Annotated in this window: 10 protein-coding genes; 6 read left to right on the forward strand and 4 right to left on the reverse strand. The window is 57.5% G+C overall.

The features are described from left to right. Positions 1 to 78 precede the first annotated feature (78 nt). The 3 genes from BCM02_RS01720 to BCM02_RS01730 are packed head-to-tail and all read left to right on the forward strand — an operon-like array spanning position 79 to position 4,828. Positions 79 to 1,113 (forward strand): carbohydrate-binding family 9-like protein, encoded by a 1,035-nt coding sequence (locus tag BCM02_RS01720; RefSeq protein WP_148927324.1) that lies wholly within the window; start codon positions 79 to 81, stop codon positions 1,111 to 1,113. After that, entirely contained in the window at positions 1,110 to 3,764 is a 2,655-nt protein-coding gene (locus BCM02_RS01725) for a transglutaminase-like domain-containing protein (RefSeq protein ID WP_148927325.1), read from the forward strand. Before BCM02_RS01720 ends, BCM02_RS01725 begins: the two co-directional genes overlap by 4 nt. Next, positions 3,761 to 4,828: a glycoside hydrolase family 18 protein gene (locus tag BCM02_RS01730; protein ID WP_148927326.1), complete on the forward strand. Its 1,068-nt coding sequence runs from the start codon at positions 3,761 to 3,763 to the stop codon at positions 4,826 to 4,828. The genes BCM02_RS01725 and BCM02_RS01730 overlap by 4 nt, the downstream gene beginning before the upstream one ends. On the opposite strand, the gene BCM02_RS01735 is transcribed toward BCM02_RS01730, so the two are convergent. The 3 genes from BCM02_RS01735 to BCM02_RS01745 are packed head-to-tail and all read right to left on the reverse strand — an operon-like array spanning position 4,802 to position 8,561. Next, entirely contained in the window at positions 4,802 to 5,926 is a 1,125-nt protein-coding gene (locus BCM02_RS01735) for a Ger(x)C family spore germination protein (RefSeq protein ID WP_148927327.1), read from the reverse strand. The genes BCM02_RS01730 and BCM02_RS01735 overlap by 27 nt on opposite strands. Continuing rightward, positions 5,923 to 7,026 carry a GerAB/ArcD/ProY family transporter gene (locus tag BCM02_RS01740; protein WP_148927328.1) on the reverse strand — a complete coding sequence of 368 codons (1,104 nt, stop codon included), beginning with the start codon at positions 7,024 to 7,026 and terminating at the stop codon, positions 5,923 to 5,925. The genes BCM02_RS01735 and BCM02_RS01740 overlap by 4 nt, the downstream gene beginning before the upstream one ends. Further along, positions 7,023 to 8,561 carry a spore germination protein gene (locus BCM02_RS01745; protein WP_148927926.1) on the reverse strand — a complete coding sequence of 513 codons (1,539 nt, stop codon included), beginning with the start codon at positions 8,559 to 8,561 and terminating at the stop codon, positions 7,023 to 7,025. Before BCM02_RS01745 ends, BCM02_RS01740 begins: the two co-directional genes overlap by 4 nt. A gap of 194 nt (positions 8,562 to 8,755) precedes the next feature. Here BCM02_RS01745 and BCM02_RS01750 point away from each other — a divergent pair, with 194 nt between their 5' ends. Continuing rightward, entirely contained in the window at positions 8,756 to 9,787 is a 1,032-nt protein-coding gene (locus BCM02_RS01750) for a DUF5667 domain-containing protein (protein ID WP_148927329.1), read from the forward strand. A 180-nt stretch (positions 9,788 to 9,967) separates the two neighbouring features. Next, the gene (locus BCM02_RS01755; protein ID WP_148927330.1) at positions 9,968 to 10,936 is read left to right on the forward strand and encodes a DUF1835 domain-containing protein; all 969 of its coding nucleotides are present in this window, start codon (positions 9,968 to 9,970) and stop codon (positions 10,934 to 10,936) included. Positions 10,937 to 11,016: 80 nt separating this feature from the next. On the opposite strand, the gene BCM02_RS01760 is transcribed toward BCM02_RS01755, so the two are convergent. Then, entirely contained in the window at positions 11,017 to 11,964 is a 948-nt protein-coding gene (locus BCM02_RS01760; protein WP_148927331.1) for a sensor domain-containing diguanylate cyclase, read from the reverse strand. Positions 11,965 to 12,090: 126 nt separating this feature from the next. Here BCM02_RS01760 and BCM02_RS01765 point away from each other — a divergent pair, with 126 nt between their 5' ends. After that, on the forward strand, positions 12,091 to 13,647 hold the full coding sequence (locus BCM02_RS01765) for a spore germination protein (RefSeq protein ID WP_246183144.1): 1,557 nt from the start codon (positions 12,091 to 12,093) through the stop codon (positions 13,645 to 13,647). Position 13,648: the final 1 nt, after the last annotated feature.

Raw genomic sequence — 13,648 nt, forward strand, 5'->3', positions numbered from 1 at the left:
TTGAATATACCACAAACTGGTATAAAGTAACGACATCAGTCTATAAAATGACGACAAACGGATCGGGGAGGAACGAGAATGAACCGAAGCGGGGTACCGGTTCCGCGCATTGTCTACAACCCTAAACGCTATATTTGCAAGCGCGCAAGCGAGGCATTAACGCTCGACGGACGGCTCGATAAGCCCTTCTGGGACGCGGCGGACTGGACGGACGATTTCGTCGATATCGAAGGGGATCTCAGGCCGATGCCGCCCAAGCGGACGCGAGTCAAAATGCTATGGGACGACGACTGCTTCTATTTCGGCGCCGAGCTCATCGAAGATCAAATATGGGCCACGCTGCAAGAACGGGATTCCGTCATCTTCCAGGATAACGACTTCGAAATCTTCATCGATCCGGACGGCGACACGCATCACTATTACGAATTCGAAATCAACGCGCTGAATACCGTATGGGACTTGCTGCTCGTCAAGCCTTACCGGGACGGCGGCCCCGCGGTGAACGGTTGGGATATCGCCGGTCTGCGGACGGCGGTGCATATTAACGGCGCCCTGAACGATCCGTCGGCCGATAACCGGATGTGGAGCGTCGAGGTCGCGATGCCGTGGTCGGCCTTGCGGGAATGCGCGGCGGAGGGCCGGCCTCCGGCTGCCGGCGAGTTCTGGCGCGTCAACTTCTCCCGCGTGGAATGGCAAGCAGAGGTGCTGGGCGGGCACTACCGAAAGGTCATCGATCCGAGGACCGGGAAGCCATACCCCGAAGATAACTGGGTGTGGTCGCCGATGGGCCTGATCAATATGCATTATCCGGAGCTGTGGGGTTACGTCGCGTTCGCGGACGGCGGAGGGCCTCATTCGTTCGAGCTTCCGGCGGACGAAACGATCAAGTGGGAGCTGCGCAGGCTTTATTACGCGGCGCGCAACTTTTATGCGGAGCATGGCAAATCCCCCTCGGACATTCGGCAACTCGCGGGAGACGATACGTGGACCATCGCCCCCACGCTGGAAACAACGAGCGGTCTATTCCAAATCACGGCCTCGGCATCAAGCGGCGAGGCGATCTATTGCATCCGCGAAGACGGCAAGCTATGGAAGGAGTCGATCGGCCAATGACGATGCTGCATCATCCCGTATTCTCCATGGATCAAGAGACGATGGAACGAATCGAGCGGAAGTTCGAGGCGAAGGCGGAGCTGGCGAAGAGTCGAGCGCGGCAGCTGCTGGGCGTGTTCGAGCAAGCGCTAACCGCGGAGGAAAGCTGGGCGCTCAAATTTCTGTTCGCCTATATGCCGGTCAACGACCTGGCCGATTATGACGGCGAGTTGTTCTTGAGCCATGTGCGCCGCACGCTCCAGATCCGCGAACTGATGCCGTGGGGACCGCGCGTTCCCGATCATCTGTTCCTTCATTTCGTCCTGCCTTACCGGGTCAACACGGAGGATATCGAGGATTCCCGGGGTATTCTCCATGCGGAGTTGGCGGATCGGACGAAGCATCTGTCGATGGCCGAGGCGATCCTGGAAACCAACTATTGGTGTCACGAAAAGGCGACGTACATCGGCAGCGATCTGCGGACGCTGTCGCCGCTGTCGATGATCCGCAATGCGCGCGGCCGCTGCGGCGAGGAGTCGACGCTGGCGGTCGCGGCGCTGCGCAGCATCGGCATTCCCGCCCGCCAAGTGTATACGCCGCGTTGGGCGCACTGCGACGACAATCACGCTTGGGTCGAGGCGTGGGCCGACGGACAGTGGCATTATTTCGGCGCTTGCGAACCGGAGGCAAGGCTTGATCAAGGCTGGTTCACGCCGCCGGCGCGCCGGGCGATGCTGGTGAACACGCGAATCTTCGCGAATTATCCGGGCCCGGAGGCGATCACGCTGGCGGCTGATTGGTTTACGGAAATCAATTTGCTCGCGAACTATGCCCGCACACGGACGATTACCGTCCGCGTCAACGATGAGCAGGGCCGTCCGGTCGCGGAGGCCGACGTCCATTTCGAAGTGTACAATTACGCGGAGCTGTATCCGCTGGCGACGCTGCCGACGAACGGGCAGGGCGAGGCGGTGTTCATGACGGGCTTCGGCGATTTGGTCGTCCGCGCGGTGAAGGCGGGCAAGTGGGGCGAGTCGTTTCTGTCCGCGGCGCAAGGCGATCGGATCGAACTCGTGCTGGATCGCACGGAACAGACAGCCGGCACGATTGATATCGATTTGATTCCGCCAGCCGAGACCGAAGGAGATCCGCAAGCGCCGTTGAACGAGGAACAGATCGCGCGGCATGAGCGGCGTCTTGAGGAAGGAACGAAGCTGCGCGCGGTCTATGAGGGCACGTTCATGAGCGAAGCCGATGCCGCGGCGATTGCCGGCGAGACCGGTCTTCCGGCGGAACAAGTATGGGAAGCGCTGCGCAAGGCGAGAGGGAACAGCCGCGAGATCGCCGCCTTCCTGCAAGAGAACGCCGCGCAGTATGGCATCTGGACACTCCGGATCCTGGAAGGCTTGAACGAGAAGGATCTGACCGATACGTTCCGCGAGACGCTGCGTGACCATCTGATCGGCTCGCTCGCAGTTCAAGGCGATTTATCCGAACCTATTTTCGAGCGTTACGTCTTATGTCCGCGCGTGCTCTATGAGATGCTCGTTCCGTACAAACGCTATTTTCAAGAGGCGTTCACGAAGGAGCAGACCGAGGCGTTTCGCGCGGATCCCGGCAAGGTAGCCCGCTTGTTGGATGAGGATTTCGAGCTGTGGGAGGATTTGCCGAATCTGAAGGGCAAAGGCAACCCGGTCGGCGCTTTCGAACTGATGCGCGGGGACGCGATGTCGAGGAATATCCTCTTCGTCTCGATCTGCCGCAGTCTTGGCATTGCGGCTCGGCTGCATCCGAGCGAACAGAAGCCGCAGTATCTCGCCGGAGAGGGCAGATGGGCGGATGCTATTTTTGCGAGAGAGGCAGACGGCGCAACGCAGGAAATAACGAAAAGCGGGACGTTGATCCTGCTGAAGGACCCGCATGCGGACGACGCTGCGCCGGCGGCATCCTATGCCGAGAATTTCTCATTCGCCCGCCTCGAGAACGGGTTCTATAAAACGCTGCTGCTTCCTCATGGTACAACCGACGTGTACGACGCGCCGATCGAAGCGGAGGCGGGCGCATACCGCATCATAACGGGCGTCCGTTTGAAAGATGGCTCCGTCCGGGCGAGACTTGCGTACGTCAACGTGCTTGCGGATGAAGAGACGCGCGTGACGCTAACCTATCGGAAGGCCGCGGTCGACCTGCCTGATTTGGGAGCGCTGCGGACGGAGAATACCTTCACGCTGCCGAATGGCAAGGCGAGAAGTTTCGGCGAGCTGATCGGCCGGCAAGGAGCGATTGCCGCTTGGATCGAACCGGAACGGGAGCCGTCCAAGCATCTGCTGCGCGAGTTAGGCGAGCTATCGGAAGCCTACGCGCAGACCGGTGCCCCGATTATTATCGTGGTCGAGGAATCGAGATGGAGCGCGCTGTTCGAACCGGCGCAATATCCGAAGCTTCCGTCCACGGCCGTCTTCGTCAAGGCGAACGGCGCGAATGAAGACCTGCCGGACTTTATCATGCAGCAGCCGGCCAGCGAAGCGGGTTACCCGCATCTATTCGTCATGGACCAAGGACAACGGATTCGTTACGCCGCTTCGGGCTATAAAATCGGGACGGGCAAAGAAGCGCTGCAGGCGTTAGCCCGCGTGATGAAGCTCAATATTCAAGGAGGGGATCAGGCATGACGAAACAAGCCTACATCGTTGCCGGATACGTCGGCGACGCGCAACTGGCGGAGATTACGTCTGATGCCTTGAACAAACTGACGCATATGAACGTGGCGTTCGGCCATGTGCGGGATGATGCGATCACGACGGCGCATATGAAGCATTTGGACCGCCTGTCCGATATCAAACGCAACCATCCGGATCTGTGCGTGCTGCTGTCCGTCGGCGGTTGGAGCGCGGGCGGATTCTCGGAGGCGGCCTCGACCGAAGCGGGACGCCGAAGCATGGCCGACTCGGCGGTCCGGGTCGTTCGCGAGCATCCGTTCGACGGAGTCGACCTGGACTGGGAATATCCGTGTTACGGCGAAGCCGGCATCGGCGCAAGCCCGGCGGACCGCGAGACTTTCACGCTGCTGCTGAAGGAGATCCGGAACGCGCTGGACCGGCAAGGCGCGCAGGACGGCCGCCGATACGCGCTCACCATCGCGGCAGGCGCCGATCAATATTACGTGGACGGGACCGACATGGCGGAAGCGCAGCGGTACTTGGATTTCGTCCAGCTGATGACCTACGATATGCGCGGCGGTTTCCAGATTCTGACTGGCCATCATACCAATTTGTATACCCCGACCGGGGACTTGTTCCGGATTAGCGCGGAAGCATCGGTGCACCTGTTCCTGCGCGCCGGGGTGCCGAAGGAGAAGATCGTCCTCGGGGCGGCGTTCTACTCCCGGATGTGGCGGCAAGTGCCGAACCGGAATCAAGGCCTGCATCAGATGGCGGGCACGACCGGTGGCTACGGACCGGATTTCACGATGCTGGCGGCCGAATATATCGACAAGAACGGATTCACGCGCTACTGGGACGACGAAGCCTGCGCGCCTTATTTGTTTAACGGCGATACGTTCATTTCGTATGACGACGAGCAATCGATCGGCTGCAAATGCGACTACGTCAAGAAGCACGGCCTTGCGGGCATCATGTTCTGGGAATATGCGTGCGACGACACGCGCCGGTTGCTCGACGCAATATACGGCGGGCTTCGGGGTGATCGGTCATTCGATCGCTCCGATATCCGCTAGCACGACGTTCACCTTGACGTTGAATTCGGCTTTGGCGAACTCGTCGACCCAGCGGTCTTGTACTTGCTTGAAATACCCGTATTCGCGCGCCCTGGCATAAACGCCAAAACCAACGGGGTCCAGCCGTTTCTGTTGGAATTTGCTTATTAACGCCTCCAGCTGTTTGCGAATTTCCGCGCTGCATGCGGCTTCGAGTTCCGCCTTCTCGACGACAACGTCAATGGGAAACAGAATTTCCGTCAAATTTACCGGCATATGAACGTAGATATCATACCGGAATTTATCCCCCTTGCGCGAGACCTTAATCTTTGTTTTCGTTTGATCCGCGCTGAAGCTAAGGACGTTGGCTGCCCCGGGTTCCTCGACAAGATGTTTGGGAACCGGGATGGTGAATCGGAATTTGTCGGCGTTCTTTTGCAATAAGCGAAGCAGCATGGCTTCCTTGCTGGTCAAGGAAGCGGCATAGCGGCCATCTCGATCGAGCAGAGCGGTCCGATTCAATTTCAGCTCTTGATCAAGCGCGAACTGAGGAAGCGCCGGCGTTTGGCCTTTATCCAGCAGCTCGCGCTGCAGCTGCTGCAGCGTCGTCACGACCGTCTCTGCCCGGGAATCGGTCGATTCCAGCATGCCTAGCAATTGAAGCGGGAGGATCGGTTTATCCGGGGGATGGTAATCGAACAATTCGTTGAGCTTGCCGTCGTATACAAGGACGCGCGAGGTGACGGGATTGCGTCCGTCGCGGAAAAACACGTCCAAGTAACGATCCCATTCTTTCTTGTGCAATAGAAGCGCCTTGCTCACGACGAGAACCTGAAGTTTTCGGGGTTGAAAGCTGCCCACGGAATAAGCATCCGATTTTAAGCGACCCTCCCGGGGAGATATCGACGAGACGACGATTTCATGGGTCTTCTTCTTGGCGTGTTGGTTGAAGGTCGGGATCGAACTATAGACGATCAGATTTCCTTGTTCATCGCGATCAAGGCCAAGTACTAACGAGAAGGACGCTTCTTCCATATCAAGCCGATCGTAACAGCCGGAAATAAGCAGCGTGAAGGGGATCACGATCAAGGCTCTTCTTAAAATACCGGTCACGCTCATGTCCAGTTCCGACCTTTCCTTAAGCGTACATAAATCCAGAGGAAGACGAGCATGATGCCGGGGAATAGGTATTCGACGGCAATCCCGGATACGCCGAGTAGCTGACTGATGTTCTCGAGTTCGTCGTACGTTGGCAGATAGAAATAGGTACTGACGGCGAACAAAATAACGATGACCCGTAAATGCGGCCGATGTTCCTGCTTGCCCATCATCCAGGACGTGCAAAAGACCGTGAAATAAAGCGGGGGAATCCAAGATAACGAGAAGATAAAAGCGTAAAATGCGATAAACAAGCCTTCCACTTGTTCGATGAAGGACAGTTCGATCGATTTCAGCACATAAATCGACGGTTGATGGATGAGTTTGGCTTCATCGGGACTTAGAAACATGTAGCACACGAGCGTGATGAATAGATAAGACAGCACCGTTATGCCGTTAGCGATCACAAGCCCGGCAGACGCGTGCTTTTTGTGCTTCAAGAAGGGATACAAGATCACGGAGGATACGAATCCCAAGTAATAAAAGAACGTGCCGGGCACAGCCGATAGGATGGGCTTCCAGCCTTCTTTGAAAACCGGTAGCAAGTACAGCGGGTGCAGATTTTCCAAGGTATACAAATAGACGAATGGAATCCATAACGAGATCATCACGGCAAATTCCGCGTATCGGCCGACGATCCGCAAGCCGTTCCTGGCAATCGTATACGTTGGCAGCATAAGCATCAGCGCAATCAGGAATGCAGGGGTTTCGGGCAGCAAGCGCCCCTTGATCAAACGAATCGTATAGATCAAACCGTCATAGGCATACAGCAGGAAATAGAGGGCAAACGCCAGGGCGGCCGTCTTGCCAGCCCACTTGCCCAAATAGTGAGCGAGCATATCAAAGAACGTGCCTTCCGGGAACCTCTGCATCAGCCGTATCACGACAAGGCTCGCGAACATGGTGACGAAGCCGCCGATTAAGATCGGGATCCATCCGTCCGTGCCGGCTTCCGTCGCCATCATGGCAGGCAGTTCGATGAAGCCGAAGCTGACTGCCATGCCGAAATTGATCATGATGTATTGCAGCAGCGTAATGTCATTTAATGCGTATTTCTTCACTTTCCATCACCTTCAGGTTGATTATCGCCTTGCCTGGTGGATTGAACGGCACGCGTGCTGTGCGGTCGTTTGGTCATTTTCCACAGCGGCGCGCGCACGAACGTATCCTTCCATTCCGACAGACGCAAGGGAGCGAACGGACTGCCGAACGGTGTACCCAACGACTCTAACGCAATCAGATGCCCGGTCAGCACCATGAGGCTGACGACGATGCCGAACAGACCGAATAAGGAAGCGGCGATCATCATCAGGAAGCGAATCAGTCGCACGCCCGCGACCAAATCGTAATTGGGCAGGATGAAGGACGCGATGGCCGTAAAAGCGACGACGATCACCATGATATTGCTAATTAAGCCCGCCTGTACGATCGCTTGGCCGATGACGATCCCCCCGACGATGCCGACCGTCTGTCCGACGGGAGCCGGCAGCCTTACCCCCGCCTCGCGCATCATTTCAAGCGTAATCTCCATAAACACCGCCTCGATGAACGGAGAAAAGGGGACGCTCCCCCGATATTCCCCGATCGTGAGCAAGAGCTTCACGGGAATCAATTCGAAATGATACGACGTAATCGCGATGTAAAAGGCTGGCAGACTGATGGCGACGAAAAACGCGAAGAACCGCAGCAGGCGAATGAAGGTTGCGATCGACCAACGCGTGCTGTAATCGTCTACGCTTTGGAAAAACGAGGTGAAGGTAGATGGACCTACGATAACGCTGGGCGAGCGGTCGACAAGGACAACGATTCTGCCTTGCGCGACTTGGGAAGCCGCGGTATCCGGGCGTTCCGTGAGCATGAACTGAGGGAAGGGCGAGAAGGGGTTGTCCTCGATCAGCTCTACAAGTTCACCGGTATTGATGATCACGTCGATATCTATTCGGTCGATCCGCTCTTCCATTTCGCGCAGCACTTCCGGATGCGCGACGTCGGCCAAATACATGACGCCGACTCTTGAGTCGCCGCGCCGGCCGACCTGGTGATTGCGGATCTTTAACTCCCGATGCGGGAGATAACGCCGGATGAGCGCGATATTCTGTTCGATGGATTCGACGAATCCCTGATGCGCGCCTTTCAGCGAGGTTTCCATCTGCGGATCTTCGATCGCCCGCTGCGGCCACCCCTCCGTGCCTAGCATGAAGGCATCCGGTTGTCCATCAATGAACAAGATGCTGCTGCCCTTCAGAATCGCGCTCGTAATCGGCGCCCAGTCCCGAAGCTTCGTAATCCTTCCTACCGTGATCGAGGATAACGACGATCCGTCCGCTCGATGCAGAAGCGGGTTTATGACATTATTGTTGATGGCATTTTTATCCGTTAACCCTTCAATATAGACAAGCGCTGCCAGCTCGCCGGTATCGCGGAGCGGAATGTGACGAATATTCAGATCGGGCGTATCCGTGAACAACTGCCCAAGATGCAGGAGATTGTGCTCCAACTGATCCGAGATCGGCTCTGAAGCAGCGATGGGCGAGGCAACATAAGGCTTCGGTTTCGACGTATGGGCGTATTTTTTTCGGCCAAACCAGGATGTTATCCTCACTGGTCATCCCTCCCAGAGAAATTATTTCCTTTCCCGGGAGTTTGTATGCGAGCGCCGTGACTATGCGACAAGGGGACGAATAGGTAGATTTTAGATTCATAGCCGGAACCCCCTCAAAAGCAAATCGCCATCCGTATACTTAAGCAATGCTGCAGCACGCAAACTAACAAGATCGGATGGATGCACACATGCGTACAGGGCTCCAAACTATACTAGCCAAAACTACCGTTGTCAGCTTGCTCGCGTTTTCCTTCGGAACCGCTACGGCATGGGCGGACGAGACGAATACCCAATCGGCGTTGACGGCGGACGCCGCGGTGACGGCAAGCATGACCGATATCGGGGAGGACGCGCCTTCCTTGCGGCCCGGCGATTTCTTCTATTTCGTGAAAACCATGTACGAGCGGATTCAGCTCGCGTTCGCTAATGACGATATGGAAGAAGCGATACTGCTTGCGCAATTCGCCCAAGAGCGCTTGGCCGAATCGGCCGCGCTGCTTGAAGAAGGGAAGACGCAAATCGCGGAGGTAGCGCTTCAGCGGTCGCTCGCGGAGCAGCAGCTTGCAGTCGAGACCGCCGCTTCCGTAGTAGGCGCTGAACCGGCGGTACCAGCGGTACCGGCGGGACAGGAGACGCAAGCAGTCGTTGCGGCGCTGGCCGGGGCGGAGACTGGCGACAGCCCGGCTGATGCCGATGAGACGGAGACATCGACGGAAGAAGCGGAATCCGTAGAACCTGCCGTCGCCGACAAAGTCAAACACTCGCTCCAGCACAATATCATGGCGCTGACCGCCGCTTTGGAGCACGTGAACAATCCGAAGGCACAGCAGTCGCTGTTGAAGAATATTACGAAGTCTTTCGCGAAACTGGAGAAGAAGCTGACTCGTCTTAGCGGGAAGTCGGCAGCGTCTACGACATCGGAGACGGACGACGCCGAAGCTGCGCTCTCTGCGAACGACACGGCAGCGGAAGCAAACGAGGTCGAGGCGCCGACAGCTGTACAGGCTGCTTCCGCGGTCGTTAAAGGCACAGTCAGCGCGACGATCGCCGCGGAGGCCGTCGATGCGCAGCCGAAGGAGAAAGAGAAGAAAGAGAAGACGAAGAAGACGCTCGAGCGGAAGCGTTCCGACGAGAAGCAATCGAACAAAGCGGTGAAATCCCAAGGCAACCACGGCAAAGGCGACACAGCCGGTCAATTAAATAAAAAAGAGACGAAATAATCGCGACGATTGTTTCGCTCCCTATCATGACCAAAATCAGCCTGAGAGTCCGCGAGCAATCGCGGGCTTTTTTCGCATTCAACCGGAAGCGCGGTCGGTTCGGCACTTGCCGAGCGGCCAAGTCTCAAGCAAAATAAAAAGAGTCAAGTCTATCGCTGCTTATCCGAAGGGGGAGTCAACATGCTGCATATCGTCAACGGCGATGCGTTCGGCAACAAGCTGAAGCAGAGTCGCGTGCCGGGCGAGGTATTGGTCTGGCGGGAAATTTACACGGTGGGACCGGTGTTCGCGGAACCCGCGGAGCAAGGGAATCGCGCCTATCGCGCCGCATACTTGGAGCAGGCGATCGGCGTTCCGCGGGCGGAGTTCGTTCGGCATAGCGAAGAGCAGGAGCGCAAGCTGGCGAGTTTCCGGGATTACGACGAAGTCGTGCTGTGGTTCGAATACGATTTGTTCGATCAAACGATGCTCGCTTTCCTGCTGAGCTGGTTCTCGGAACAGCATCCGGGCAAGACGAAGCTGAGCTTGCTCTCGATCGGCGCTTTCCCGGGAATCGAAGGCTTTCGGGGGCTGGGTCAGCTGAGCGTGCCGCAGCTGGAGACGCTGTCCGGCACGTGGCAAGCCGTCTCCGCCGGAGAGCTAGAACTTGGCGCGCAGCTATGGTCGGCATATACGGCGGACAATCCGGAGCCGCTGGCCACGCTGCTTCGGGGCGATACCTCGGCGCTCCCCTTCGCGAACGAGGCGTTTCATGCACACCTGGCGAAGTTCCCTTCGGCCGGCAATGGGCTCGGAGCGGTTGAACAATCCACTTTGGACGCGCTGGCGGAGCATTCACGCCATCCGATTGACTTGTTCCGGACGATGAGCGAACAATATCATGTGCTCGGTATGGGAGATTTGGAGTATTGGGGCATTCTGAAGGGATTGGCGGCAGGCGAGGAGCCGCTTGTCCGAGTAGACGGTACGGCGGCGTTCCCCACCTTCCAAGGGATGCCGGACGACTTCGCGTCGAGCAGGATCGGCTTGACCGAGCTTGGATGCCACGTTCGCGAAGGACGATCGGACCGCATCGCTCGCTGCGGCATCGATCAATGGTATGGCGGCGTGCATCTTTGCGGAAGCGAGGTTGCGCGGCGGCGGGTTTGATCATGCAAAGGAAGCCAACCCGGTTCTCAATCGGAGCTGGCTTCCTTTTTGTTCGGGCCCTGCAAGAAGAAAAGGCCGATCTAGAAATATTGATACGTCTTCTTGCCCTTCGCCTTGGCTCGGTACAGCGCATTGTCCGCATTCTTGATCAACAGCTTCAAATCCTTGTCGTCTTCGCCATGATAGGTCGCGATGCCGATGCTGGTGGAGATCCGGAATTCGTCCAGATGAATATTCCAAGCGGACAGCTCCCGAATGAGCGTCTCCGCATGCAAGCCTAATTGTTCGGGTTCGGTCAAGCCGCTGAAGTGGATGATGAATTCGTCTCCGCCGAGACGGGCCGCGAAACCTTCGATGTTCGCCATGTAGGATTGGATCCGGTGCGCGACTTCCTTCAGGACAAGATCGCCCATCTCGTGGCCGCGCAAATCGTTCACCTTCTTGAAGCCGTCCAGATCAAGGAAGAACACCGCGCCTTGCGCAGGCGTCTGCTCATCGAAGTATTTGAACAAATACTGCCGGTTGTACAACCCGGTGAGCGCATCCCGGAACGCCATGCGTTCCAGATCGAGATAGTACGAGAACATCTTGGCGATACGCTGGAACATGCGCACGCTCCGATCGTCGAACGCGGCCGACTCGGGATGTACCGCGCACAGCGTGCCGAATACGTCGCCGGTCGGCATGACGATCGGGACGCCTACGTAAGAATTGATCCTCGCTTCGCGCAGCGTATCCCGCACCTCGTCGAGGCAGGGCTCCTTGCTCATATCCGGATAAATCAATGGTCGCTGTTGGGCAAAATTCACGCGTCTGCAGACCGTCCCCGTCAATGCGACCGACATGCCTTCTTCGATCCGGCTGCCCGAATTGTCGTCGAGCACCTTCAGAATCAGCTGATGCGTCTGCGTCATGGCGCTCAGGAAGATCAGCTTGTCCGGCATGAATTCGTTCGCCAGCTGGAGAATATCGTTCGCCATCTCTTCGAAGTTGTTGTACAAATTCAGTTCATGGACGGTTATGGCCATGAGGCTCACTCCTTTGCATTATAGAACAGGCGTCCATCCATTATAGCGGAGACCGCGGGAGTTCTGCATAAATTAATTGCCAATCAATCAAAATAACGGAAATACGTATGCCAAGGTGATGCGAGCATGGTCTTTCGAAGAAAGATGCGGCAAGCCGGAACCGGTTCATTCGCGGCCGGCGGACCGGAGGCTCAGCCTGCAACGCCGATATATTCTGCCATTGAACGTAATATCGCGTGGATCGAGAACCTCGTCGGCCACAGCGCGGATCTCGTTATCCGAGCGGTCGAATCGCCTTCTTCGCAGAACCGCGTCCTCATACTCGCTTATATGGATGGGCTCACCGATCAAACGACGATCAACCACCATATCGTGCAGGCGATTCAGCAACAAGCCATCATGGGAACAACGGACAACATGGATGATTGGCTAACGCTGCTGCAGCGCGCCATCGTTTCCTCGGGCTCCATCCATTCGTGCGCGTATCTCGAGCACGCCGTTCATGCGATGTTGGACGGCATGTGCGTCATCTTCGTCGATCAAGCCGGCGTCGCGCTCGTCGCCGAAGCAAGCGGAGGCGAGCAGCGCGGCGTGGAGGAGCCGAGCACGCAAGGCGTGCTGCGCGGTCCGCAGCGCAGCTTCACGGAGAATATCCGGACGAATGCGTCGCTCGTCCGTAGAATCATTCATTCCCCCGATCTTCGCTACGAGGAACGCCTGATCGGCAGACGCACCAGAACGCGCGTCGGGCTGCTATTCATGCATGGCATCATCGACGATCGCATTCTGCAGACGGTACGCAACAGGCTTGCGGCCATCGACATCGACGGCGTCTTGGAGAGCGGGTACATCGAAGAGTACATCCAAGAGAAAACTTTCACGCCGTTTCCGACCTTGATGAACACCGAGCGGCCGGACGCCGCGGCGGGCGCACTGTTGGAAGGGCAATTCGCGATTATGGTCGACGGCACGCCGTTCGTGCTGCTTGGCCCCGTCACGTTTCATAAATTTTTTCAATCGCCCGAGGATTATTATCAGCGCTTCGATATCGCGACATTCCTACGTTTGATCCGCTACGGCGGATTCGTCATGTCCATGCTGCTGCCGGCCGTCTACATCGCGGTGACGACGTTCCACCAGGAGACGCTGCCGACGCTGCTGCTAATCAGTCTGCTCGGACAGCGGGAGGGGATTCCGCTCCCGGCGCTCGCCGAAGCCTTCCTGATGGAAATGACGTTCGAAGTGCTGCGCGAGGCCGGCGCCCGGATGCCGCGCGCCATCGGTCCGGCCATCTCGATCGTCGGCGCGCTCGTTCTCGGTCAGGCAGCCGTGCAGGCCGGGCTCGTGTCGCCGGCGATGATTATCATCGTCGCGTTTACCGCCATCTCCAACTTCGTCATGCCGCAGCTCAATATCGCGATCGCCGCGCGCTTGATCCGTTTTGCGCTGATGCTGGCCGCCGGCGCGCTCGGGTTCTTTGGCATCTTCGCGGGCATTCTGGTGATCGCCGTTCATGTGACGAGTTTGAAATCGTTCGGCGTGCCTTACATGGCCCCGCTGGCGCCTTTCGTTCCGGCCAGTATGCGGGATACGCTGCTGCGGTCGCCGCTGCGGTCCATGCGCAAGCGTCCGGTCGTTCTTCATCCGCAAGACAAGGAACGGCGGCCAAGGGAGGAGGAGTAAC

It is taken from the genome of Paenibacillus methanolicus (genome assembly GCF_008124765.1).
In the GTDB taxonomy this organism is placed as follows: Bacteria; Bacillota; Bacilli; order Paenibacillales; family Paenibacillaceae; genus Paenibacillus_Z; species Paenibacillus_Z methanolicus.